The organism is Amycolatopsis sp. NPDC059021, from assembly GCF_042739895.1.
Taxonomy (GTDB): domain Bacteria; phylum Actinomycetota; class Actinomycetes; order Mycobacteriales; family Pseudonocardiaceae; genus Amycolatopsis.
Window position 1 is genome coordinate 1 of sequence record NZ_JBHYIQ010000115.1, and the last position, 23,890, is coordinate 23,890.

Here is a 23,890-nt window from a genome sequence, read left to right on the forward strand (position 1 = left end):
GCTCCTTGAGGGACTCTGGATCCCTCAAGGAGGCCCCCACGGACCGTCCGGTTCGTCCCAGCGTCAGAGGTTGCCGCGGCGCTCCTGCTCGCGCTCGATGGCCTCGAACAGCGCCTTGAAGTTCCCCTTGCCGAAGCCGAGCGAGCCGTGCCGCTCGATCAGCTCGTAGAACACCGTCGGCCGGTCGCCGATGGGCTTGGTGAAGATCTGCAACAGATAGCCGTCCTCGTCGCGGTCGACCAGGATCTTGTGCTCCTTCAGCGTTTCGATCGGCACGCGCACCTCGCCGATCCGCGCCCGCAGCTCCGGGTCGTCGTAGTAGGAGTCCGGGGTGTCCAGGAACTCGACGCCGGCCGCGCGCATCGCGGTCACCGTGGCCACGATGTCGTTGGTGGCCAAGGCGATGTGCTGGCAGCCCGCGCCGTCGTAGAACTCCAGGTACTCGTCGATCTGCGACTTCTTCTTCGCCACCGCAGGCTCGTTCAGCGGGAACTTGACCCGGTGGTTGCCGTTCGAGACGACCTTGCTCATCAGCGCCGAGTACTCGGTCGCGATGTCGTCGCCGACGAACTCCGCCATGTTCACGAAGCCCATGACGCGGTGGTACCAGTCGACCCAGTAGTCCATCTTGCCGAGCTCGACGTTGCCGACGCAGTGGTCGACGGCCTGGAACAGCCGCTTCGGCGCGCCCTCGGGCCGCTTCACCGTGCTCTCGCGCGGCTCGTAGCCGGGCAGGTAGACGCCGTTGTAGCGCGAGCGGTCGATCAGCGAGTGGCGGGTTTCGCCGTAGGTCGCGATCGCGGCGACGCGCACAGTGCCGTGCTCGTCGGAGACGTCGTGCGGCTCCTCGAGGATCGTCGCGCCCTGCGCGCGGGCGTGCTCGACGCACTTGTCGACGTCGTCGGTCTCCAGCGCCAGGTCGATGACGCCGTCGCCGTGCTTGCGGTGGTGATCCAGCAGCGGGGAGTCCGGCTTGACCCCGCCGGTGATCACGAAGCGCGCCGAGCCGGACTTCAGCACGAAGGACTTGCGCTCGAATTCGCCGGTCTCCGGGCCGGAGTAGGCGACCAGCTGCATACCGAAGGCGACCTGGTAGAACCAGGCCGTCTGGGTGGCGTTACCCGCGATGAACACCACCGCGTCCATGGACTTGACCGGGAACGGGTCGGTCGAGGCGTCGTGGTCGACGAGGCCGACGAGCTGGCGGAGCTGGTCGTAGGAAACGTCGTCGAGGGCACCGGGGGAATCGACTGTGGTCATGGTCGAAGCATCCGTTTATGCGGCAAGATGTGCAATGGTTGTTGTTTCGACTGGACAATCTGCCTAGTCGAACACCGTTACGTGGCGACATCTTGGACAACCTGCGCAGGAGGAACGGCAGTGTCGGAAACCCTGGACGCGCTGGACGCGCGGCTCTTGCTGCTGCTCACCGACGCGCCCCGGCTCGGCGTGCTCGAATGCGCGCGGCGTCTCGGCGTCGCGCGCGGGACGGTGCAGGCGCGGCTCGACCGGCTCACCGAACGCGGCATCCTCGGCGGCTTCCCGCCCGAGGTCGACCTCGCCGCGATGGGCTACGGGCTCACCGCGTTCGCCGTGCTGGAGATCGCGCAGGGCAAACGCGCCGGAGTCGCCGAGGCGCTCGCCGCGATCGACGAGGTCTGCGAGGTGCACGCCACCACCGGACAGGGCGATCTGTTCGTCCGGATGGTGGCGCGTGGCAACGACGATCTGCAGCGCGTCATCGACGAGGTCGTCAGCGTCCCGGACGTCCTGCGCACCTCGACGTCGATCGCCCTGTCGACGCCGGTGGCACCGCGGGTGCGTCCCTTGCTGGAACGCACCGCGCGGTCGTGAGGGCGGGATGTGCTGTGTGTGTGGCACCGCGGGTGCGTCCGGCCGGGTCTGGGCACGCACCGCGCGGTCGTGAATCAGGCTTCGAGCGCGTAGGTCAGATAGCGCTTCGCCGAGCGCTGAACGACTTCGTGCCCGTCGGAGTGGACGATCGCGTCCCACCAAGCGCCGTAGATGGCCTCGAACGCGTAGGGCTCGAGCAGCTCCGCCGCGCGCCGGACGACGCTGGGCCGCTCCGGGATCAGGTTCGGGTAGCTGTACATGAAGCCCACGTGCGTGCGGTCGGGGACGACCTGCACGATGTCGCCGGACAACAGCGCGCCGCGGCCGTGCTCGCCGTCGGGCCAGTGCAGGACCGTGCCGCCCGCGAAGTGCACGCCGAGGTTGATCAGCCGCAGGCCCGGCGCGACGTCGAGCGTCGTCCCGGACCACAGGCGGATGGCCGGATCCGGCCGCCCGATCCACTGCTGGTCCTTCTCGTGCAGGTAGATCGGCACGTCGAAGGCGCGGGACCATTCGACCATCGTCGTGTAGTAGTGCGGGTGGCTGATCGCGATGCCGGTGATGCCGCCAAGCTCGTTGACCTGGCGGATCAGTTCGTCGTCGATGTACCCGGCGCAGTCCCACAGGAAGTTGCCGGACGCGGCCTGCACCAGCAGCGCGCGTTCGCCGATCGCGAAGTTCGGCGTCGAGCCGACGCCGATGAGGCCGGGGCCCTGCTCTTCGATCCGCGGCACGTAGTCGCCGCTCGCGCGGACGGTGTCCAGATCGGTCCAGCGCTGGCCTGTCGTCACGGGGACGTACTGACGCTCGTCCTCGCAGATGGGACAGTCCTGCCGCGGCTGCGCGTACTGCATTCCGCAGGTCGCGCACATCGGTTCGCTACTCATAGTGAGCCCTCCCAGTAAGACGTACCGGGGGAACACTAGCCGGGACCCATGCGCGCCCGGCCATGCGACCGGCCGGGCGCGCCGGTCTCGTCAGCTCTCGCTGTACGGCACGGCCTGCAGCAGCGTGACCTTCATGGTCTTGCCGTTGGGCAGCTCGTACTCGCGCTCCTCACCCTCCTTGGCGCCGAGCAGGGCCTTGCCCAGCGGCGACTCGGGGGAGTACACGTCGAGGTCGCCTTCGGCGCCTTCCTCGCGGGTCGCGAGCAGGAACTTCTCCGGCTCGTCGTCGCCGTCGTAACGCACGGTCAGCACCTTGCCGGGGCCGGCGGTGCCGTCGTTGGCGGGCGCCTCGCCCACCTTCGCCGACCGCAGCAGCTCCTGCAGGTGGCGGATACGGGCCTCGGCCTGCCCCTGCTCCTCGCGCGCCGCGTGGTAACCGCCGTTCTCCTTGAGGTCACCCTCCTCGCGGCTGTCGTTGATGCGCGCTGCGATGACCGGCCGATTCTCGATCATTTCGTCGAGCTCGTGCTTGAGCCTGTCGTAGGCATCCTGGGTGAGCCAGGTCACCTTCGTGTCACTCACGGTCACCATCTCCTCGTCGGGCCTGCCAGGCTTGGGTATACAAGCCGGCCACCACGCGGAATTCTCGCCGCGTGGCTGAGATAAAGGAAAAACACGGCCCGTCCGGGGCCGTGCTGGTGGCTCAGGATATCACGGCATGGTGAGCCGACGCCGGTTTTTCCACGCAGCGCGGGCGTTGGACGCGCGTTTCACTCCGTTGGCCGCTAGGGGCTTGACAGGTAGCGTGGTATGTCGTACGAGCAGCCGTAGACGTCCGCGGTGACCGGCGGCCCGATGCTCTTCACCACGGTGCTGAGCCTGCTGTACTTGGCACCGGCGGGAACCAGGAGTTCCTTGCGGCCGCTTTCGGCGCCCGACTTGTCGCGGACCCGCACGATGCAGACCCCCGCGCGGTTGTCGTCGTCGCGGGTCACATTGATGGTGATCTCCGCGCTGTCCGGCTTGAGGACGAAGCCGATCCGCTCGGCGTCGATCGGCGCCGAGCCGAGGTTGAGGTACGCCACATACGCGACCACGCCGCCGACGACCAGCGCGAGCGCGAGGTACAGCCACCGGCGCCACGGCCGGGACCTGCGCTGCCGGGACCTGCCGTAGCGATCCGGGGGCGGCGCCACGGCACCGGCGTCGGCCGCTACCTCGTCTGTGCGCAAAACCCGGGCCTCCCGGTCGGTCTTGTCGTACCCGCGGGGACAATGGAGGGACGGCCGCGGGCGCGTCCGTGGTCGAGTATCCGTGAACCCGTTCCGGGGCACGGAACTGGGGGCGGGAATAAGGAATGAGAAGGGGTCGTTCGGAGCATGGTGCGAGCTGACGAACTGACAGACGACGGTCACAAGCCACGCCTGCGCCTGATGACGGTGCACGCGCACCCGGACGACGAGTCCAGCAAAGGCGCGGCGACACTGGCGAAGTACTCCGCCGAGGGACACGAGGTCATGGTCGTGACCTGCACGGGCGGCGAGGCCGGCAGCATCCTCAACCCGGCGATGGACCGGCCGGAGGTGCTGGCCAACATGGCCGACATCCGGCGCGACGAGATGGCTCGCGCGGCCAAGATCCTGGGCGTGAGTCACCGCTGGCTCGGCTTCATCGACTCCGGCCTGCCCGAGGGCGACCCGCTGCCGCCGGTGCCCGAAGGGTCCTTCGCGGTCGTCCCGCTGGAGGAGTCGACCAAGGCGCTGGTCGAGGTCGTGCGCGAGTTCCGTCCGCACGTCGTGGTCACCTACGACGAGAACGGCGGCTACCCGCACCCCGACCACATCCGCACACACGAGGTCTCGATGGCGGCCTTCGACGCCGCGGGCGACGCGGAGCGTTTCCCGGACGCGGGCGAGCCGTGGCAGCCGCTGAAGCTGTACTACGTGCACGGGTTCTCCCGCGCCCGGATGCTCGCCTTCCACTCCGCGCTGGAGGAGGCGGGGCTGGAGTCGCCCTACACCGAGTGGCTCAAGTCCTGGGACCCCGACAAGGCGGACGTCATGGAGCGCGTCACCACCCGGGTCGAATGCGCCGACTACTTCGAGCAGCGTGACGAAGCGCTCAAGGCCCACGCGACCCAGATCGACCCGACCAGCCGCTGGTTCGCCGTCCCGCTGGAGCTGCAGCGGGAGATCTGGCCGACCGAGGAGTACGAGCTGGTCAAGTCGCTGGTGGACAGCACACTGCCGGAGGACGATCTGTTCGCGGGGGTCACGGAGTAAGGTGAGGACATGAGTTTCACGCTGCCGGCGGTGGCCGTCGCCCCGACGACGGCGCTGGTGCTGGCGCAGCAGCCCGACAAAGGGGACAACGGCGGCCAGGGCGAGGACTTCGGCAAGTCGTCCCCGCTCGGCCTGCTGGTGCTGATCCTGTTCCTGATCGCGGTGGCTCTGCTGGTCCGGTCGATGACGAAGCACCTCAAGCGTCTCCCGAAGAGCTTCGACGAGCCCGCCGGGCAGCAGGACGCCGCCGAGGCGAAGGACGAGCAGCAGCCCGCCGCGGCCGAGCAGCAGCACGCGGAGGCCGCCGAGCCCGCTGAGCCCGCCGAGCAGGAGAAACGCAAGGTCCCCGACAAGGCCGCGAAGGCCGACTGACCCGGGCCGCTCCCGAATCCGTCCCAGTCCGTGAAGGACTCCTTACCGGCGCTCAGTGCCGGTAAGGAGTCCTTCACGGCTTTTGCGGACGATATCGCTGACTCTCCGTGGTTGATCATGCGTCGGGCGTGTCCTTCCTGCTACCCTTCCCGGAAATCTGAATCTCATTCACGATTGCCCGGGGTGTCGGATGCGAACACAACGCTGGTGGCGCGGCTTCACGGGCGTAACGCTCGTGCTGGGCACGATGCTGGCGGGCGTCCAGCCCGCGGCGGCGGACGAAGCCTTTTCCTGGGGCGTGGCGACGGCCGGGTTCCAGTCGGAGGGGTCGGCGCCGGACAGCAACTGGAAGCGCTACGTCGACGCCAGGACTCCGGCGATCAAGGACCCGTACGGTAACGCGGTCGACTTCCGGCACCGCTACGCCGAGGACATCGCGCGTGCCAGGGACCTGGGTGTGAAGGTGTTCCGGTTCAGCGTCGAATGGGCGCGGATCGAGCCGTGGCAAGGGCAGCTCGACGAAGCCGAACTCGCCTATTACGACGACGTCGTCCAGCACATCCTCGACGCGGGCATGAAGCCGATGATCACTCTCGACCACTGGGTGTACCCGGGGTGGGTGGCCGAGCAGGGCGGGTGGGGCGGCGACAGGATGGTCGGCGAGTGGCTGGCCAACGCGCGCCGCGTCGTCGAGCGGTACCGGGGCAAGGGTGCCCAGTGGATCACGATCAACGAGCCCACCGTCTACGTGCTCAACGAAATCCGCAATGGCGGGCTTCCCTGGTTCAAGGGGCTCGACATGTTCGGCAAGCTCGTGGACGCGCACCGGCAGGCCTACGACCTGATCCACCGGCTCGACCCCGGCGCGAGGGTCTCCAGCAACGCGGCGTACCAGCCACCGGTGGAGGGCCTGCTCGATCTGACCTTCGTCGACCGCGTCAAGGACAAGCTCGACTTCCTCGGCGTCGACTACTACTACGGCGCCAGCCTCGACAACCTCACCGCGATCCACGGGATAACCGGTGAATTCTGGAAAATCACTCCGCAGCCCGACGGGATCTATTACGTGCTGCGGTACTACGCGCGCAAATTCCCGAACCTGCCGCTCTATGTGGTGGAAAACGGGATGCCGACCGACAACGGCACGGCGCGTCCCGATGGGTACAGCCGTTCGCAGCACCTGCGTGATCACCTCTACTGGGTGCAGCGCGCGAAGGCCGACGGGATGAACGTCATCGGCTTCAACTACTGGAGCATCACCGACAACTACGAGTGGGGCAGCTACCGGCCGAGGTTCGGACTGTACACAGTGGACGCGCTCGCCGACCCGGCGCTGACCCGGCGGCCGACCGGCGCCGTGGCCACCTTCCGCGCACTGATCCGCGGCGGTGGTAATCCGGCGAACTATCTGCCTGCCGCGCGGCCCGCGTTCTGCTCGCTCGTGGATCCGCTGGGCAGTTGCCTGAATCCGGCCGCTTACCCCGGGCCGCTGGCGAGGTTACCCTGAGTCTCGTGCGCCGTACCCAGGAGCAGCGCAGCGCCGCCACGCGTGCCCGGCTGCTCGAAGCCACCATCGACTGCCTTGTCGAGGAGGGCTACGCCGGCACGACCACCACCCGCGTGGCCGAACGCGCCGGGGTGACCCGCGGCGCGCTGGTGCACCACTACCCGGCGAAGGCCGACCTGGTGACGGCCGCCGTGCGGCACCTCGCGACCGCCCGCACCGATCTGGCGCAGGCCGAACTCGAACGGCTGCGGGCCGCCGACGATCCGGTCGGCATCGGCCTTGACCTGCTCTGGTCCGTCCATAGTGGACCTCTGTTCCGGGCCACCGTCGAACTGTGGACGGCGGCGCGGTCCGACGCCGAGCTCCGCGCACAGCTGCGGGAGGTCGAGCAGCTGGTCACCGGCGCGTTGCTGGAGTTCGTGGCCGGGCTGTACCCCGAGCTCGCGGCGGACCGGGAAGTCCGGCACTGGCTCTACACCGCGATGGACGTCGTGCGGGGGATCCTGGTCAGCGAGGTCGCCGCGCCGGGTCCGGGGAGCGCGGAGGAAGCCGTGCTCGAACGTCGCTGGCAGCGCGCGAAACGCCATCTGCGGCTGCTCGCTCCGTCGCTCGCCGCGCGGACCTAGCCATCATGGGGGTGGCTTTTGTAGCAGCGTATGTCGCGAACGCTCCGTTCGGGACGTTGATCGTCGCGAACGGAGCGTTCGCGACGGACACATTCGGCGGTCGAGCGCACCGCGTATTCACGTCCTCCGAGTGCCGGTGGATCCGGGGCGACCTCCGGCACCATCGGGTCACCGAGGCGAGCAGCCGTCTGCGGCAGACATGCGTGCAGGATTGTATGTAAATCTTGGCGCGTTGACCTGCTGAAACAAGGCGTTCAAGGTCATCGGCGGGCGGTCGGGCCTTGATAAATACAGGCAAGCTTGTATCTTCTCGGGTATCGGTCAGGTCGAGGACGAGGGAGTGCTGCGGTGGCGAACAAGGTCTACGTCGTCGGCGTCGGGATGACGAAGTTCGAGAAGCCCGGCAGGCGGGAGGGCTGGGACTACCCGCAGATGGCCAGGGAGTCCGGCACCAAAGCGCTCGAAGACGCCGGGATCGGCTTCGAACGGGTCCAGCAGGCCTACGTCGGCTACGTCTACGGCGAGTCGACGTCCGGGCAGCGCGCGGTCTACGAGCTGGGGATGACCGGGATCCCTGTGGTCAACGTCAACAACAACTGCTCCACCGGGTCGACGGCGCTTTACCTTGCGGCGGAGGCGATCCGCGGCGGACGCGCGGACTGTGCGCTCGCGCTCGGCTTCGAGAAGATGCAGCCCGGCTCGCTCGGCTCGACCTACGACGACCGCGAACAGCCGATGGGCAGGCACATCCAGGCGCTGGCCGAGATCTCCGAGGTGCTGTTCCCGCCGGCGCCGTGGATGTTCGGCGCGGCGGGGCGCGAGCACATGAAGGCCTACGGCACGACCGCCGAGCACTTCGCCAAGATCGGCGAGAAGAACCACCGGCACTCGGTGAACAATCCTTACGCGCAGTTCCAGGATGCCTATACGCTGCAAGACATTCTCGATTCGCGAATGATCTACGACCCGCTCACCAAGCTCCAGTGCTCGCCGACCTCGGACGGTTCGGGCGCCGCGATCCTTGCCAGCGAGTCCTTTGTGGAGGAACACGGCCTCGCGGGCGGGGCGGTGGAGATCGTCGGGCAGGCGATGACCACCGACTTCCAGTCCACTTTCGACGGTACGGCGAAGAACATCATCGGCTACGACATGAACGTCCAGGCCGCGCGTCAGGTGTACGAGCAGGCCGGGCTCGGCGCGGACGACTTCCAGGTCATCGAGCTGCACGACTGCTTCTCCGCCAACGAACTCCTGCTGTACGAGGCCCTCGGGTTGTGCGCCGAGGGCGAGGCGGGCAAGCTCGTCGACTCCGGCGATACCACCTACGGCGGCAAATGGGTGGTCAACCCGTCCGGTGGCCTGATCTCCAAGGGGCATCCGCTCGGCGCGACCGGGCTCGCCCAGTGCGCCGAACTGACCTGGCAGCTGCGCGGCACCGCGGACAAGCGCCAGGTGGACGACGTCACCGCCGCCCTGCAGCACAACATCGGACTCGGCGGCGCCGCCGTCGTCACCGCCTACCAGCGCGCCGAGCGCTGAACCCGCACCCCGCGAAACCAGGAGGAAACGTCATGGGCCAGATCAGTGCGTCGGTCGAGCTTCCCGCCACCCCGGACAAGGTGTGGGCGGAGTTCTCCAATCCCCACAACTTCGAGAAGTGGCTGACCATCCACACGAAGTGGAAGGGCGAGGTCCCGGCCGAGTTCTCGAAGGGTGCGCAGGCGTCCGAAGTGGTCACCATGCTCGGCATGCCGAACACCATCACCTGGACAGTCGACGAGTTCGAGGCACCGTCCAAACTGGTCATCTCCGGAACCGGGATGGCCGGGGTCAAGGTGAGTTTCCGGTTGTCGGTCGAGGCGTCCGGCGAGGGGTCGAAGGCGGCCATCGACGCGGAGTTCAGCGGCCAGATGATCGTCGGGGCGCTCGGCAAGGCCGTCGAGAAGGACGGCAAGAAGAACCTCGACGAGTCGCTGGAGAAGTTCAAGGCATTGGTCGGGGCCTGACATGGCGGAAGAGCTGCGTTTCGATCCGTCCGGTTTGGACAAATGGACCGAGGAGAACCGGTTCGAGGTCACCAGGGAACGGCTGATCGAGTACGCGAAGGCGACCAACGACCCGATCGAGCGGCATCTCGCCGGGGACGTGGCGAGCCCGGTGTTCGCGATCGTCCCGGTGTTCCAGTCGCTGCTGGAACCGGCGCTGGAGGTCGTGCCGCCCTCGTTGTTCGGGAACGTCCTGCACGGGGAACAGGATTTCCGGTTCCACCGCCCGATCCGGCCGGGGGACAAGCTGGTCTCCCGCGGCAAGATGATCGGCTATCAGGGCCTGCCGAAGGGGACCCGGGCGACGGTCTACCTCGAAACCCGCGACGAGGCGGGCGAACTCGTCAACGAGCAGTACGTGATGTTCTTCGTCCGGGGTTTCGACACCGGCGAGGAGCGCGGAGAACTGGCGCCGGAGCACAAGTTCGACGAGGCGCTGCGGGCGAACTCGGCAGCGGGCAAGGTCAGCCAGCATGTCGACGACGACCAGACTTTCCGCTACGGTCCGGCCGCGGGCGACCCGATGCCGATCCACCTCGACGAGGAGATCGCGAAGGCGTCGGGGCTGCCCGGGATCATCGCGCACGGCCTGTGCACGATGGCGTTCACCTCGTGGGCCCTGCTCACCGAACTCGGCGAGTCCGATGTGGACCGACTGCGCCGGCTCGCGGTGCGGTTCGCCAAACCCGTGCTGCCGGGCCAGGATCTGAGCACGACGATCTGGCGTGCCGGGTCCGCGGGCGGCGTCACCAGCTACGCGTACGAAACGAAAGTCGGGGACACCGTGGTGATCTCCGACGGACTCGCCGAGATCTCCGAAGGGACAAGCTGATGGGAACGCTGGACGGGCGGGTCGCCGTCATCACCGGCGCGGGCCGCGGCATCGGCCGCGAGCACGCGCTGCTGTTCGCCGCCGAGGGCGCGAGCGTCGTGGTCAACGACCTCGGCGGCGGGAACGACGGCAGCGGCACGGACGCGGGCCCCGCGCAGGAGGTCGTCGAGGAAATCCGTGCGGCGGGCGGGAAAGCCGTCGCCAACACCGGGAATGTCGCCGAGTGGTCCGGTGCCGCGGAGCTGGTCAGCCAGGCTGTCGACGAGTTCGGCCGTCTCGACGTGGTGGTGAACAACGCGGGCATCCTGCGCGACGCGTTCATCGCGAACCTCGAGGAGTCGCAGTGGGACGCGGTGATCGCGGTGCACCTTAAGGGGCACGCGGCGGTGCTGCACCACGCGGCGGCGTACTGGAAGGCGGCGAGCAAGGCGGGTGAGCAGGTGGCCGGGTCGGTGATCAACACCGCGTCGGCGTCCGGGACGACACTGCCCAACGCCGGGCAGGTCAACTACGGCGCCGCGAAGGCGGGCATCGCGGCGATGACCCTGGTCGCGGCCGAGGAACTGGAACGCTACGGCGTCCGCGCCAACGCGATCGCGCCCATCGCGCGCACGCGGCTCACCCTGGCGACGCCGGGCATGGGAGCGATCTTCGCGCAGGAGGTCGAAGAAGGCGAGTTCGACGCGTTCTCCCCGGCCAACATCTCCCCGCTGGTGGCGTACCTGGCCACCGAGAAGTGCCCGATCACCGGCAAGGTGTTCGCGGTGCAGGGCGGGGCGATCTCGGAACTGGCGGGCTGGCACGACGTCAAGACCATCGAGACCGACGGGCCTTGGCGTATCGACGACATCGCCAGCAGGTTGCCATGATCGAGTGGTCCGAGACGGAACTGCTGATCCGGGACGCGATCCGCGAATTTGTCGACAAAGAGATCCGGCCGGTGTCGGCGGAGCTGGAGAGCGGTGACCTGCCGCCGTATGACCTGATCCGGAAGTTCTTCGCCTCCTTCGGGGTCGGCGCGATGGCCGCGGAAGCACTGGAGAAGCAGTTCGCCAGGGCGCGGGCGAAGGCCGCGGGCGAGACGCCGGAGAAGAGTTCCGACGGCGGCCTCGGCGGTCAGGAGTCCATGGCGCTGATCGCCGCGAGCGAGCTGGCCAGGGCGAGCCTGGGGCTCGTCGCGTCGATGGGTGTGAGCATCGGGCTCACCGCGCAGACCATCCAGGCGAAGGGGACGCTGGCGCAGCAGGAGCGCTGGCTGCCAGGGCTGGTCACCTTCGAAAAGGTGGGGGCGTGGGCGATCACCGAACCGGACTCCGGCTCGGACGCGTTCGGCGGCATGAAGACCTACGTCCGCCGCGACGGTGACGGGTACGTCCTCAATGGACAGAAGACGTTCATCACGAACGGGCCGTACGCGGACATCATCGTCGTCTACGCCAAGCTGGACGAGGGCGACGGCACCGATCCGCGGGACCGCAAGGTGCTCACCTTCGTCCTGGAGTCCGGAATGGACGGTCTGACGCAGGGCAGGCCGTTCAAGAAGATGGGCATGATGTCCTCGCCCACCGGCGAGCTGTTCTTCGACAACGTGCGGCTGAGCCCGGATCGGCTGCTCGGCGAGACCGAGGAATCCCGTGGTGGGGACGGCCGGGACAGTGCGCGGGCGAGCTTCACCGCCGAGCGGATCGGCGTCGCCGCGTTGTCGCTCGGGATCATCGAGGAATGCCACCGGCTCTGTCTCGGCTACGCGAAGAGCCGCAAGCTGTGGGGTCAGGAGATCGGGCGGTTCCAGCTGATCCAGCTGAAGCTGGCGAAGATGGAGGTCGCCAGGATCAACGTGCGGAACATGGTGTTCCAGGCGATCGAGGCGACGCGGGCGGGCAAGCCGCCGACGCTGGCGGAGGCCTCGGCGATGAAGCTGTACTCGTCCGAGGCGGCCACCGAGGTCGCGATGGAGGCGGTGCAGCTCTTCGGCGGCAACGGCTACATGGCCGAGTACCAGGTCGAACGGCTGGCCAGGGACGCGAAGTCGTTGATGATCTACGCCGGGAGCAACGAGATCCAGGTGACCCACATCGCCAAGGGCCTGCTGGGCGGCTGAAGCTCCCAGTCTCTGAAGGCCACCTTGAGAGCGTTCAAGTCCCTCAAGGTGGCCTTCAGAGCACGTCAGTCGCGTTCGATGAGGTGGCCGACGACGTCGGGGCCAGGGTGGGCGTGGCCGGAGCCGTCGCGACGCAGATCGACCTCGGGCAGCTCGACCGGGTCACCGTTCTTCGCCGCGCCCGCCGGTCGCGGCCCGACCCAGGCCACCACCAGCCGGGTCTCGCCCTTGAGGAACCGCTGCGCGCGGACGCCGGCCGTCGCGCGGCCCTTCGCCGGGTACTCGCTGAACGGGGTCACCTTCACGCTCGCGCCGGTGGCCGTGATGACCATCGGCTCGCCGTGCTCGTCGTCGTCGGTGCGGACGGCGCCGAAGAACACCACATCCGCGCCCTTCGTGCCGAGGTTGATCCCGGCCATGCCACCACCCTTGAGCCCCTGCGGACGTACGAGCGACGCGGGGTACTTCAGGAGTGAGGCCTCCGACGACATGAACGTCAGCGTCTCGTTGCCGTCGGTGAGCCAGGTGGCGCCGACGATCTCGTCGCCGTCCTTGAGCGTGATGACGTCGAACTCGTCGGACCGCACGGGCCATTCCGGCGCGCACACCTTCACCACGCCCAGCTTCGTGCCGACCGCCAGGCCCGGCGAACCCGCCGCCTGCTCGCCCAGCGGCGCGATGCCGACGACCCGTTCGCCCTTCTCCAGCGGGACCAGCTCCCGCGCGGCCATCCCGCCGCGCAGCGACACCGTGCCCGCCTGATCCGGCAGCACCGGCAGCGGCAGCACGTCGGTCTTGAACGCCCGGCCCTTACTGGTCACGAGCAGCACCTGACCGCGCGCGGTGGTGTGCACGACCGCGGACACCGCGTCGTGCTTCACCCGCCCGTTGCGCCGCCGCGCCTCCGAGGACTCCTCCGACTCGGCCGCGGTGCGCGCGACCAGCCCCGTCGCGGACAGGATCACCTGGCAGGGGTCGTCGCTGACCTCCAGCGGGCCGGACGGCTTCGACGCGGCCAGCACCTCCTTGAGGTCGCCGTCGATCAGCGCGGTACGCCGCTCGGTCGGGAAGTCCTTGGCGACCTTGGCCAGCTCGTTCGACACGACCTTGCGCAGCACCGATTCGTCGTCGAGGATCTTCGACAGCTCGGCGATCTCGTCGCGCAGCCTGTCCTGCTCGGACTCCAGCTCCAGCCGGTCGTACTTGGTGAGCCTGCGCAGCGGAGTGTCCAAAATGTACTGTGCCTGGATCTCCGAGAGCTTGAACCGCTTCATCAGGCCGTCCTTCGCGGCCTGCGCGTTCTCGCTGTCGCGGATCAGCCTGATCACCTTGTCGATGTTCAGCAACGCGACGAGCAGGCCGTCGACCAGGTGCAGCCGCTCCTCGCGCTTGCGGCGGCGGTAACGGGTGCGGCGGGTGACGACCTCGTAGCGGTGCCGCAGGAAGACCTCCAGCAGCGCCTTGAGCCCGAGCGTCCGCGGCTGGCCCTCGACGAGCACGAGGTTGTTGATGCCGAAGGACTGCTCCAGCGGCGTGAGCCGGTAGAGGTCGGCGAGCAGTGCCTGCGGGTTCACCCCGACCTTGCACTCGATCACCAGCCGCGTGCCGTTCTCGCGGTCGGTCAGGTCCTTGACGTCGGCGATGCCGGTGAGCCGCTTGGACTTGTTGACCTCGTCGGTGATCTTCTCGATCACCTTCTCCGGCCCGACGCCGTAGGGCAGCTCGGTGACGGTGATGGCCTGCCTGCCGCGGCTGCCTTCGAGCGGCCCGGTCTCGCAGCGGGCACGCATCCGCACCACACCGCGGCCGGTTTCGTAGGCCTTGCGCACCTCGTCCAGCCCCAGCAGCGTGCCGCCGGTGGGCAGGTCGGGGCCGGGCACGAACTCCATCAGCTTTTCGAGCGTGGCGTTCGGATGCGTGATCAGCCAGCGCGCCGCCGCGATGACCTCGCCCATGTTGTGCGGGATCATGTTGGTCGCCATCCCGACCGCGATCCCGGACGTGCCGTTGACCAGCAGGTTCGGGAACGCCGCCGGCAACACGGACGGCTCTTCGAGCGAACCGTCGTAGTTGGGCCGGAAGTCGACGGTGTCCTCGTTGAGTTCCCCGACCAGGTGCATCGCCTGGGGTGACAGCCGACACTCGGTATAACGGCTCGCCGCCGGTCCATCGTCTGGTGAACCAAAATTTCCGTGCCCGTCGACGAGGGGGACGTTGAGTGAGAAGTCCTGGGCCAGCCGGACCATCGCGTCGTAGATCGCGGTGTCGCCGTGTGGATGGAATTTGCCCATCACGTCGCCGACGACGCGGGACGACTTCACGTACGCGTGGTTGGGGCGGTACCCGTTCTCCTGCATCGAGAACATGATTCGTCGGTGCACCGGCTTGAGGCCGTCTCGCGCGTCCGGTAGGGCACGCGCGTGGATCACCGAGTAGGCGTATTCGAGGTAGGAGTCCTCGATTTCGGTCTTCAACGGGTTGTCGAAGACCTGTGCCCCCGGCTGGTCGAACGCGGACGGGTCAACCCTGGTCGTGGTGCCTTTGCGGCGTGCCATTACTCAGAACTCCTTGGTAGCACTACGAAATCAGGCGTCGATGGCGTCGCGGTCGATGCGGTCGGACGACTCGACAAGCCAGTTGCGGCGGGGTTCGACCTTCTCGCCCATCAGCAACTCGAGCGCGGCCTCCGCGGCTTCGGCGTCCTCGATGGTGATCCGGCGGACCGAGCGGGCGGCTGGGTTCATCGTGGTCTCCCACAGCTCGTCGGCGTCCATCTCACCGAGCCCCTTGAACCGGGGAACCGGGGTGACGATCTGCTTGCCCGCCGCTTCCAGCTCGGCGAACTTCGTCTCCATCTCCCGCTGGGTGAAGGTGAAGTGGGTTTCCGGGTTGCGGCCCTTGGTGACCAGCTTGTGCAGCGGCGGCATCGCCGCGTACAGCCTGCCGTCCTCGATCACCGGCCGCATGTACTTGGCGAACAGCGTGATCAGCAGCGTCCGGATGTGCGAACCGTCGACGTCCGCGTCGGCCATCAGGATGACGCGGCCGTAACGCATGGTGGAAAGGTCGAACGTGCGCCCGCTGCCCGCGCCGAGCACCTGCACGATCGACGCGATCTCGGCGTTCTTCAGCGTGTCGCCGAGGCTCGCCTTCTGCACGTTGAGGATCTTGCCGCGCAGCGGCAGCAGCGCCTGGTATTCAGACACCCTGGCCATGCGCGCTGAGCCGAGGGCGGAATCTCCTTCCACAAGAAATATCTCACTTCGCGAGACACCTGTGGTACGGCAGTCGACCAGCTTGGGCGGCATGGCCGCGCCCTCCAGCGCGGTCTTGCGGCGGGCGGCGTCCTTCTGCTGCTTCTGGGTGAGCCGGACGCGGGCGGCGTCGACGACCTTCTGCAGGACGATCTTGGCCTCGGACTTGGTCTTGCGGTCCTCGGTCCAGGCCTTGACGTGCTTGTCGACGATGCCCTGGATGACGCGGGTGATCCCGGCGGTGGACAGCTCGTCCTTGGTCTGCGAGGTGAACTGCGGTTCGGGCAGCCGGACGTGGATCACCGCGGTCATGCCCTCGAGCACGTCCTCGATGGTCGGCATGTCCTCCTTGGGCTTGAGCAGCCCGCGGGTTTTGCCGATGGCCTCCTGCAACGCCTTGAGCATCGCCCGGTCGAACCCGCGCCGGTGGGTGCCGCCGTGCACGTTGCGGATGGTGTTGGTGAAGCATTCGACCGTGCGCTCGTAGCCGGTGCCCCAGCGGAGCGCGACCTCGACCTCGGCGTGGCGCTCCACATTGGACTGCATGACGCCGCTGGCGTCGGCGGCGTTCTCCTTGTAGGTGCCTTCGCCGCTGATCAGCAGGGTGCCGCAGACCGGCTTGTCCCCGGCGGGGGCCAGGAAGTCGACCATGTCCTTGACGCCGTGGGGGAAGTGGAAGGTCTCCTCGCTGATCGAGTCGTCCACCGCGGTGCGCAGCACGTAGGTGACGCCGGGGACGAGGAACGCGGTGTTGCGCAGCTTCGCGCGCACGGCCTCGACGTCGAGGGCGGCGCCGGTCTCGAAGTAGCGGGCGTCGTACCAGTAGCGGATCGACGTGCCGCTGCGCTCGCCGCGCTTCATCTTGCCGGTGACGCTGAGCCCGGAACGGCGGGTGAACTTCGCCTTGGGCCCCGGCCCGTCGAAGGTGCCCGGCACACCGTGCGCGAACGACATCTGGTGCACCTTGCCGCTCTGCTTCACGGTGACGTCGAAGCGGTGCGACAGGGCGTTGACCGCCGACGCGCCGACGCCGTGCAGGCCGCCGGAGGTCTTGTAGCCGGACCCGCCGAACTTGCCGCCCGCGTGCAGCCTGGTCAGCACCAGTTCGACACCGGACAGACCGGACTTCGCGTGCACCCCGGTGGGGATGCCGCGGCCGTCGTCGTCGACCTGCACGCTGCCGTCGGCGTGCAGGGTCACCACGACGCGGGTGGCGTGCCCGGCCACGCCCTCGTCGGTGGAGTTGTCCACCACCTCGGAGAACAGGTGGTTGATACCGCGGCTGTCGGTGGAGCCGATGTACATCCCCGGACGCTTGCGGACCGCTTCCAGTCCTTCGAGATGCGTGAGGTCGTCGGCCCCGTACAAGGTCTCAGCAGTCACAGGGGTCGCTCTCCCGGATCGTGGCTCGCGAACGGTGTTCGGGGGTGGTGCCCGGCGGGACACCGTAACGCAGGATATCCGCCGACCCCGACAGCTTTCGCGCACTCGGCCCCTGGAGTGGCGCGTGCGGCCTGGGAGGGCCCGCGTCGGGCGTGCCCGGCGGGACCCGCCGGGAGGGGTACCGAGGGGGTGTGGGCACACTCGGCACGACGAAAGTCCGGGATCAATCCAGAAGGTGTTACGAAACTTGTTCATGTTTGGTTGAACACGTCTTTGTGCGCTTTTATGTGAATTTCACAGACACTCCCGGGTGATGATCATGTCGTCGGTAATCGGCAGGGGGAAAGGGGACGTCCGACATGTTCGAGGCCGCCATGTCCGCGGATTGGTCGAATGGTGCGAAACCGGCGAGTTCTTGGCTGGCAGGAAAATTACGACATGCCATCGGCTCGGCGTGCGAGCGTGTTCTCGTAGTTTGAGAAGAGTTTGCCTGGGGAGCTTGGCTGCCAGCTTGAATCTGTGGTTGGCTGACTGTAACGCCTTCGTATGAAATCGCCGACATCCGTGTAGTCAATCCGATGACGGCGACTTGACCGTGGCTAAGGGGATTTTCGTGTTCTATTTCTATGAGTTTCCTGTGGGCGTGGCGTGACGACACTGGAGACCACCGCCGGGGCGCGCGACGCCGCCACCCCGGCTCGGGAACGACGTCTGCATCACGTGTTCGAGGCCACTGCGGAGCGGGTACCGGGCGCGATCGCTGTGGAGCACGAGGAGGATGCGCTGAGTTACGCCGGGCTCGACGCCCGCGCGAACCGGCTCGCCCACGTGCTGCGTGCGCGGGGCGTCGCCGGCGGGTGCCGGGTGGCGATCCTGCTGCGGCGGGGTTTCGACACCTACGCGGCGCTGCTGGCGGTAGGCAAGGCGGGCGCGGCGTTCGTGCCGATCGACCCGGCCTCGCCGCCGGACCGGGTGGCCTACATCGCCGGGGACTCGGCGGTCGATCTGCTGATCACCTCGTCCGAGCTGGCGGAAAACGCCGGAGAGGCGGGGTGCGCGATGCTCGTGCTCGACCACGCCGCCGACGAGCTGGCCGCCGCGCCGGACACCCGCCCCGACCCCGACCCGGCCGAGGATCCGGCCGCGTATGTGATCTACACCTCCGGCTCCAGCGGCAGGCCGAAGGGGGTGGAGGTCGGCCAGTCGAGCATCTGCAACTTCCTCGACGTCGTCCCGGCGGTGTATGACGTGCGGCCGGAAGACCGGGTGTACCAGGGCATGACGATCTCCTTCGACTTCTCGATCGAGGAGATCTGGCCGACCTGGGCGGTCGGCGCGACGCTGGTGGCGGGTCCGACGGACTCGCGCAGGCTCGGCGCCGAACTCGCGGACTTCCTCGAGGACAAGCGGATCACCACGCTGTACTGCGTTCCGACGCTGCTGGCGACGTTGCCCCGTGAGCTGCCGGGCATCCGCAAGCTGCTCGTCGGCGGCGAGGCCTGCCCGCAGCAGCTCGTCGAGCGCTGGGCCAAGCCCTACCGGCGGATCCTCAACACCTACGGCCCGACCGAGGCCACCGTGACCGCGACCTGGGGCGAGCTGCTGCCGGGCCGTCCGGTGACGATCGGGAAGCCGCTGCCGACGTACTCGGCGCTGATCCTCGACGAGGACCGGAATCCGGTCCCGTTCGGCGAGGTCGGCGAGATCTGCCTCGGCGGTCCCGGCGTCGCCCGCGGGTATGTGGGACGTCCCGAGCTGACCGCCGACAAGTTCTTCCCGCACCCGCTCGCGCGTGACGGTGGCAGGCTGTACCGCACGGGCGACCTCGGCCGCTATACCGAAGACGGGGAAATCGAATACCTGGGCCGCGCGGACGCCGAGGTCAAGATCCGGGGCTACCGCGTCGATCTCGGCGAGATCGAGAGCGTGCTGCTCGCCGACCCCGCGGTGACCGAGGCGGTGGTCGCGTTGATCGCCCCGCCGGAGCCTGCCGACGCCGCCAAGGAACTCGTCGGCTACATCGTCCGTGGTGAGGAAGGTGCCGGGGAGAGCCACGAGGACCTCGTCCACCGCCTGCACGAGGACATGCGGAAACGGCTGCCCGCCTACATGGTGCCCGCCTACCTCGACGAACTGCCCGGCCTGCCGATGATGCCCAGTGGCAAGGTCGACCGGCCCAAGCTGCCGTTCCCCACCGGGAAGCGGCTCACCGCTGTCACCGGCCCGGTGGTCGAGGCCGAGGGTGAGCTGGAGACCCGGGTCCGGGCGGCGTGGGCCGAGGTGTTCGGGCTGGAGCCGGAGCAGCTGTCGGTGGAGGCGGACTTCTTCGCCGACCTCGGCGGGCATTCGCTGCTGGCCGCGCAGGTCGTCTCGAAGCTGCGCTCGCTGGAGATCGGTGCTTCGGTGGCGGTCCGCGACCTCTACGCCAACCCGACCGTGCGGGCGTTGTCCGCGCAGCTGGGGGCGGCCGAGCAGGTCGGCACGGCGGCGCCGCGCCCGGCGCCGATCCGGCACAGCGGACGGCGGATCGCCGCGGCGGGCGGGGCTCAGCTCGTCGCGATCTACCTGCTCCTGCTGGTCATCTGCCTGCCAGTGTCCTATGTGTACACCCAGAACGACGGCCAGGTCTCGGTCCGCGTGCTGGTGCAGCTGCTGGTCGCCATCCTGGTCAGCTATCTCGGCGTGCGCTGGATCGTGCCGCCGCTGGTGGCGCGCCCGCTTTCCCTCGGTGTCAAACCGGGCCGGTACCGGTTGTGGGGGCCCACGTACCTGCGGCTGTGGACGCTGGACATGCTGCTGGCGATCGGCCCGCTCCCGGTGTTGTCCGGATCCCCGATGATGACGCTCTACCTGCGGGTCCTCGGTGCGCGCGTCGGCCGCCACAGCACCATCGCGACCAGTTCGGTCAGCCTGCCCTCGATGGTCCACATCGGACACGACGTCTCGCTGGGCTACGGTGCGGTGCTGCGGCCGTGGCGGGTCGAGGACGGCTGGGTGACGGTCGCCCCGATCACCATCGCCGACGGCGCCTTCGTCGGGGCGAACGCGGTGCTGGAACCCGGCACCACAGTCGGCGAATGGGCTGCCGTCGGGGAGCAGTCGGTGCTGGGGCAGGAGGAGATCGTCCCGGCGGGTGACCGCTGGTCCGGGTCTCCCGCGCAGCCGACGACGTCGCTGGAGCCCGCCGCCGAGGTGATGCTCGACGCGCGCGGCGACATGGGCGGCTGGAAGCCGCGGCACCTCGGCGCGTCGGTGCTCGGGCTGATCTGGCTGGAGTTCCTGGCGATCGCGATGATCGTGCCGGGTGTGGCGCTGGTGTGGTGGGCGCTGCTGGGCTGGGGTGTGCTGGCCGGGGTCCTCGCGACGATCTTCGCCGGGCCGGTGTTCGTACTGACGGTGTGCGTGGTCGTCGCGCTGGGCAAGCGGATGGTGCTGCGGACGGCCCCGGTCGGGGTCTTCCCGGTGCGGTCGGGGCTCGGAGTACGGAAGTGGATCTCCGACAAGCTGCTCGAGATGAGCCTGACGTTCACGAACTCGCTGTACGCCACGCTCTACACGGTGCCGTGGTTGCGGCTGCTGGGCGCCAGGGTCGGCAACCGCGCGGAGGTGTCGACCGCGGGTCACATCGACCCGGATCTGCTGACGCTGGGCAAGGAGAGCTTCGTGGCGGACATGGCCAGCGTCGGCTGCGCGACGTTCGCGAACGGCCGGATCGCGTTGCTACCGACCGAGATCGGCAGCCGCGCCTTCGTGGGCAACGCGGCGTTCGTCCCGGCCGGGTCGAGCATGGGGGATGGGTCGCTGGTCGGGGTCAGCACGGTGCCGCCGTACGACGGCGTCCCGGACGACACGTCGTGGCTGGGCTCGCCCGCCATCCACCTGCCGCAACGGCAGGACAGCGGTGACTTCGCCGAGGACCAGACGTTCTCGCCGCCGCGCAAGGTGGTGGCGCACCGGCTGATGATCGAGTTCTTCCGCGCGACGTTGCCGGCGACCGTGCTCGGCCTGAGTTTCTATCTGTACCTGACGATCCTGTCGGATCTGGCACAGGGCAACTACCTCTACATTCCCGCGCTGGTGTCGCCGCTGGTCGCGATCGCGGTCGGGCTGGCGACGATCGGGTACTGCGCGGCGACGAAACGGAACCTGGTCGGTGTCTACCGGCCGCGGGTGGAGCCGTTGTGGAGCAAGTTCGTGCGCTACGCCGAGTTCACCACGGGGCTGTACGAGGCGGCCGCGGTGCCGGCCGGGGTCGGCATGCTGGTCGGGACGCCGTTCCTGCCGCCGATCCTGCGCTGGTTCGGGGCGGACATCGGCCGCCGGACCTGGATCGGGACCACGTATCTCACCGAGTTCGACCTGGTCCGCGTCCGTGACGACGCGACCGTCGGCACGGAGAGTTCCCTGCAGACGCACTTGTTCGAGGATCGGGTGATGAAGATGTCGTACGTGACCGTGGAAGCCGGCGCGACCGTCGGGACCCGCGCGATCGTGCTCTACGACGCCGTCGTGGGCAAGGAAACCTCGCTGGGCTCGTTGTCGCTGCTGATGAAGGGCGAACAACTGCCGGACGGGACACGATGGCGCGGGATTCCCGCCCAAGGCGTCGTCACGATGGCCGAGGCGGGTGCTTCGTGAGCAAGCCACTGGCGCTGGTCTACCGCGGCCCGGCGACGACGAAGGGCTGCCCGGAGGCGGTCGCGGAGCTGTTGCGGTCGAGCAGGCACGGGTTCCGGGTCCAGTACGCCGGGCCCGGAGGGGACGTCCCGCTGAAGCGCAAATCGCTGGAGGAGGCGGCGCTCTACGCCCAGCCGGGCGGTGGGACGCTGGAGGACTCCTACCCGCACCTGAAGAACCGGCGTGAGGTGATCCGCGACTTCGTCTCCGAAGGCGGCGCGTATCTCGGGTTCTGCCTCGGCGGCTATCTCGCCGGTGCGACACCGGGTTTCGGCCTGCTGCCTGGCGACACCGACCAGTACATCGAGACCGACGGCGCGACCGTCGAGCACGACGGCAACGCGCTGGTGAAGGTGCGCTGGGGGATGTTCCGGCGGCGCAAGCTGTTCTTCCAGGACGGGCCGTACTTCTGGCTCAAGGACGGCGCGAAGGCCAACGTGGTCGCCCGGTATTCCAACGGCGAGATCGCGGCGGTCGTGACGCCGTTCGGCTCGGGCAGGGTCGGCGTCGTCGGCCCGCATCCGGAGGCGACCCGCGACTGGTTCACCGACGCCGGGCTGTCGGTGCCGTGGCGTTCGGGCACGAAACTCGGGCAGGCGCTCGTCGATGCGGTGATGGCGCGGTGAGCGAACGGAAACGGCTGGTCGCGATCGACGCGACCCGCGGGATCGCGCTCGTCGGCATGATGGCCGTGCACTCGCTGTACGAATCGACGGAGTCCGGCGCGCCGACGTTGTCGTTCACGGTCTTCGGCGGCCGGGCCGCCGCGGCGTTCGCCGTCCTGGCCGGCGTGACGATCGCGTTCCTGACCGGACGCCGCCGGGTCGGCGCCGCGGACGCGCGCGGCCAGATCGCGGCGCTCGTGACCCGTGCGCTGGCGATCACGGTCGTCGGGCTCGTGCTCGGCTACACCGACGCGTCGATCGCCGCGGTGATCCTGCCTTATTACGGCGTGATGTTCCTGCTCGCGATCCCGCTGGTGTTCCTGCCGACGTGGCTCGTCGGCGTCGTCGGCGCCGCGCTCGCGGGCGGCGTTCCGGTGCTGATGCACTACTGGCTGCCGCATCTGCCGAAGCCGACGCTGCTCAACCCCACGTGGAGCTACCTCTTCGAGCATCCGCTTTCGCTGCTGTCCGAGTTGACGCTCACCGGCGAATACCCGGCGCTGTCGTGGCTGGCGTATCTGGCCGCGGGGATCGTGATCGGCAGGCTGAAGCTGTCGAGCGTGAAGGTCGCGGCCGCGCTGCTGACGTCCGGTGTGGTGATGGCGGTGAGCGCGGCGGTGGTGTCCTCGCTGCTGCTCAACCGCTGGGGCGGACTGCTGCACATCTGGCTGGCACAGAAGGAAAGCTTCCTCACGACGGCGGAAACCGCGGACGTGCTGCGCTTCGGCGCGGACGGCACGGTGCCGACGGAATCGTGGTGGTGGCTCGCGGTCGACTCCCCGCACACCAGCACCCCGCCGGATCTGGTCGGCACGACGGGGACGGCGGTGGCGCTGCTCGGCGCGTTGCTGCTGCTGGGGCACGTCACGCAACGGCACGTGCGACGCGTGGTGCGGATCGTGCTGGCGCCGTTGGCGGCGGCCGGAAGCATGACGCTGACGCTGTACACCGTGCACGTCATGTTCATCAACTCCGACTACGACACCTACGACGCCGTGGTCGGGTACTTCCTCCAGGTGTGCGCGGTACTCCTGATCGGCCTCGCCTGGCGGGCCACGGCGGGCAAGGGACCGCTGGAGGCGCTCGTCTCGTTCCTGTGCACCCGGGTACGCCGCCTGGTCACCCGGTCTTCGGGCCCTCGCGTGCCCGACGGCCCACCGCCACCGATCAGCGCGGTGACCGTCCTCCGCGTCCCCGAACCGGCCAAGTCGTCTGATCGGTAGTGGTCCGTGGGGGCCTCCTTGAGGGATTCAGAGTCCCTCAAGGAGGCCCCCACGGACCTTCGCGATGGGACGCTGGGGCGTCGGGATCACGGGATGTTATGGCGAAATGGGATTAGTGCGGCGGTAACGGCGGTCAATACGCTCCACCGTGACGACGACGAGAGCGGCGGCCCCGGTCCCTC

The 23,890-nt window shown here is 68.4% G+C and carries 19 protein-coding genes; 13 read left to right on the top strand and 6 right to left on the bottom strand.

Annotated features, from left to right (window positions below):
- Nucleotides 1-63: 63 nt before the first annotated feature.
- Nucleotides 64-1,260, bottom strand: a complete 1,197-nt coding sequence (gene hppD / locus ACFWX1_RS41195; RefSeq protein ID WP_378395323.1) for a 4-hydroxyphenylpyruvate dioxygenase — start codon at nucleotides 1,258-1,260, stop codon at nucleotides 64-66.
- A gap of 120 nt (nucleotides 1,261-1,380) precedes the next feature.
- Here hppD and ACFWX1_RS41200 point away from each other — a divergent pair, with 120 nt between their 5' ends.
- On the top strand, nucleotides 1,381-1,854 hold the full coding sequence (locus ACFWX1_RS41200; protein WP_378331145.1) for an Lrp/AsnC family transcriptional regulator: 474 nt from the start codon (nucleotides 1,381-1,383) through the stop codon (nucleotides 1,852-1,854).
- 74 nt (nucleotides 1,855-1,928) lie between these two features.
- On the opposite strand, the gene ACFWX1_RS41205 is transcribed toward ACFWX1_RS41200, so the two are convergent.
- The 3 genes from ACFWX1_RS41205 to ACFWX1_RS41215 form a co-directional block, all read right to left on the bottom strand.
- Nucleotides 1,929-2,741 (bottom strand): MBL fold metallo-hydrolase, encoded by an 813-nt coding sequence (locus ACFWX1_RS41205; RefSeq protein ID WP_378395324.1) that lies wholly within the window; start codon nucleotides 2,739-2,741, stop codon nucleotides 1,929-1,931.
- Between the two features lie 90 nt (nucleotides 2,742-2,831).
- On the bottom strand, nucleotides 2,832-3,332 hold the full coding sequence (gene greA / locus ACFWX1_RS41210) for a transcription elongation factor GreA (protein WP_378395326.1): 501 nt from the start codon (nucleotides 3,330-3,332) through the stop codon (nucleotides 2,832-2,834).
- A gap of 194 nt (nucleotides 3,333-3,526) precedes the next feature.
- On the bottom strand, nucleotides 3,527-3,973 hold the full coding sequence (locus tag ACFWX1_RS41215; RefSeq protein WP_378395327.1) for a DUF4307 domain-containing protein: 447 nt from the start codon (nucleotides 3,971-3,973) through the stop codon (nucleotides 3,527-3,529).
- Between the two features lie 147 nt (nucleotides 3,974-4,120).
- On the opposite strand from ACFWX1_RS41215, the gene mca reads away from it, so the two are divergent.
- The 9 genes from mca (at nucleotide 4,121) to ACFWX1_RS41260 (ending at nucleotide 12,506) form a co-directional block, all read left to right on the top strand.
- Nucleotides 4,121-5,023 (top strand): mycothiol conjugate amidase Mca, encoded by a 903-nt coding sequence (gene mca, locus ACFWX1_RS41220; protein WP_378395328.1) that lies wholly within the window; start codon nucleotides 4,121-4,123, stop codon nucleotides 5,021-5,023.
- Between the two features lie 9 nt (nucleotides 5,024-5,032).
- Nucleotides 5,033-5,395 (top strand): hypothetical protein, encoded by a 363-nt coding sequence (locus tag ACFWX1_RS41225; protein WP_378395329.1) that lies wholly within the window; start codon nucleotides 5,033-5,035, stop codon nucleotides 5,393-5,395.
- Nucleotides 5,396-5,585: 190 nt separating this feature from the next.
- The gene (locus tag ACFWX1_RS41230) at nucleotides 5,586-6,902 is read left to right on the top strand and encodes a family 1 glycosylhydrolase (protein WP_378395330.1); all 1,317 of its coding nucleotides are present in this window, start codon (nucleotides 5,586-5,588) and stop codon (nucleotides 6,900-6,902) included.
- Nucleotides 6,903-6,907: 5 nt separating this feature from the next.
- Nucleotides 6,908-7,528 carry a TetR/AcrR family transcriptional regulator gene (locus ACFWX1_RS41235; RefSeq protein ID WP_378395331.1) on the top strand — a complete coding sequence of 207 codons (621 nt, stop codon included), beginning with the start codon at nucleotides 6,908-6,910 and terminating at the stop codon, nucleotides 7,526-7,528.
- Between the two features lie 348 nt (nucleotides 7,529-7,876).
- Complete coding sequence (locus ACFWX1_RS41240) at nucleotides 7,877-9,067, top strand: lipid-transfer protein (RefSeq protein WP_378395332.1); 1,191 nt, start codon at nucleotides 7,877-7,879, stop codon at nucleotides 9,065-9,067.
- A 32-nt stretch (nucleotides 9,068-9,099) separates the two neighbouring features.
- Nucleotides 9,100-9,534, top strand: coding sequence for an SRPBCC family protein (locus ACFWX1_RS41245; RefSeq protein WP_378395333.1), 435 nt, complete (start codon nucleotides 9,100-9,102; stop codon nucleotides 9,532-9,534).
- A gap of 1 nt (nucleotide 9,535) precedes the next feature.
- A complete protein-coding gene (locus ACFWX1_RS41250; RefSeq protein ID WP_378395334.1) occupies nucleotides 9,536-10,405 on the top strand; it encodes a MaoC/PaaZ C-terminal domain-containing protein in 870 nt (289 codons plus the stop codon).
- Nucleotides 10,405-11,274: an SDR family oxidoreductase gene (locus ACFWX1_RS41255; protein ID WP_378395335.1), complete on the top strand. Its 870-nt coding sequence runs from the start codon at nucleotides 10,405-10,407 to the stop codon at nucleotides 11,272-11,274. The genes ACFWX1_RS41250 and ACFWX1_RS41255 overlap by 1 nt, the downstream gene beginning before the upstream one ends.
- Nucleotides 11,271-12,506: an acyl-CoA dehydrogenase family protein gene (locus ACFWX1_RS41260; protein ID WP_378395337.1), complete on the top strand. Its 1,236-nt coding sequence runs from the start codon at nucleotides 11,271-11,273 to the stop codon at nucleotides 12,504-12,506. Before ACFWX1_RS41255 ends, ACFWX1_RS41260 begins: the two co-directional genes overlap by 4 nt.
- A 65-nt stretch (nucleotides 12,507-12,571) precedes the next feature.
- Here ACFWX1_RS41260 and ACFWX1_RS41265 read toward each other — a convergent pair whose 3' ends face one another.
- Together ACFWX1_RS41265 and ACFWX1_RS41270 are read right to left on the bottom strand one after the other, a co-directional pair.
- Complete coding sequence (locus ACFWX1_RS41265; protein WP_378395338.1) at nucleotides 12,572-15,061, bottom strand: DNA topoisomerase (ATP-hydrolyzing) subunit A; 2,490 nt, start codon at nucleotides 15,059-15,061, stop codon at nucleotides 12,572-12,574.
- Nucleotides 15,062-15,091: 30 nt separating this feature from the next.
- Nucleotides 15,092-17,143, bottom strand: a complete 2,052-nt coding sequence (locus tag ACFWX1_RS41270) for a type IIA DNA topoisomerase subunit B (protein WP_378395339.1) — start codon at nucleotides 17,141-17,143, stop codon at nucleotides 15,092-15,094.
- A gap of 648 nt (nucleotides 17,144-17,791) precedes the next feature.
- Here ACFWX1_RS41270 and ACFWX1_RS41275 point away from each other — a divergent pair.
- From ACFWX1_RS41275 to ACFWX1_RS41285, 3 genes are read left to right on the top strand one after another with little or no spacing between them, the layout of a single operon-like run.
- Nucleotides 17,792-21,781: a Pls/PosA family non-ribosomal peptide synthetase gene (locus tag ACFWX1_RS41275; protein ID WP_378395340.1), complete on the top strand. Its 3,990-nt coding sequence runs from the start codon at nucleotides 17,792-17,794 to the stop codon at nucleotides 21,779-21,781.
- Nucleotides 21,778-22,446, top strand: a complete 669-nt coding sequence (locus ACFWX1_RS41280; RefSeq protein ID WP_378395341.1) for a BPL-N domain-containing protein — start codon at nucleotides 21,778-21,780, stop codon at nucleotides 22,444-22,446. The genes ACFWX1_RS41275 and ACFWX1_RS41280 overlap by 4 nt, the downstream gene beginning before the upstream one ends.
- On the top strand, nucleotides 22,443-23,708 hold the full coding sequence (locus tag ACFWX1_RS41285) for a heparan-alpha-glucosaminide N-acetyltransferase domain-containing protein (protein ID WP_378395342.1): 1,266 nt from the start codon (nucleotides 22,443-22,445) through the stop codon (nucleotides 23,706-23,708). The genes ACFWX1_RS41280 and ACFWX1_RS41285 overlap by 4 nt, the downstream gene beginning before the upstream one ends.
- Nucleotides 23,709-23,890: the final 182 nt, after the last annotated feature.

Bases quoted from the DNA above. Each gene is read 5' to 3' on its own strand.
- hppD (WP_378395323.1), bottom strand. From the start codon at position 1,260: ATGACCACAGTCGATTCCCCCGGTGCCCTCGACGACGTTTCCTACGAC.
- ACFWX1_RS41230 (WP_378395330.1), top strand. From the start codon at position 5,586: ATGCGAACACAACGCTGGTGGCGCGGCTTCACGGGCGTAACGCTCGTG.
- ACFWX1_RS41255 (WP_378395335.1), top strand. From the start codon at position 10,405: ATGGGAACGCTGGACGGGCGGGTCGCCGTCATCACCGGCGCGGGCCGC.
- ACFWX1_RS41225 (WP_378395329.1), top strand. From the start codon at position 5,033: ATGAGTTTCACGCTGCCGGCGGTGGCCGTCGCCCCGACGACGGCGCTG.
- ACFWX1_RS41250 (WP_378395334.1), top strand. From the start codon at position 9,536: ATGGCGGAAGAGCTGCGTTTCGATCCGTCCGGTTTGGACAAATGGACC.
- ACFWX1_RS41205 (WP_378395324.1), bottom strand. From the start codon at position 2,741: ATGAGTAGCGAACCGATGTGCGCGACCTGCGGAATGCAGTACGCGCAG.
- ACFWX1_RS41260 (WP_378395337.1), top strand. From the start codon at position 11,271: ATGATCGAGTGGTCCGAGACGGAACTGCTGATCCGGGACGCGATCCGC.
- greA (WP_378395326.1), bottom strand. From the start codon at position 3,332: ATGGTGACCGTGAGTGACACGAAGGTGACCTGGCTCACCCAGGATGCC.
- mca (WP_378395328.1), top strand. From the start codon at position 4,121: ATGGTGCGAGCTGACGAACTGACAGACGACGGTCACAAGCCACGCCTG.
- ACFWX1_RS41245 (WP_378395333.1), top strand. From the start codon at position 9,100: ATGGGCCAGATCAGTGCGTCGGTCGAGCTTCCCGCCACCCCGGACAAG.
- ACFWX1_RS41265 (WP_378395338.1), bottom strand. From the start codon at position 15,061: ATGGCACGCCGCAAAGGCACCACGACCAGGGTTGACCCGTCCGCGTTC.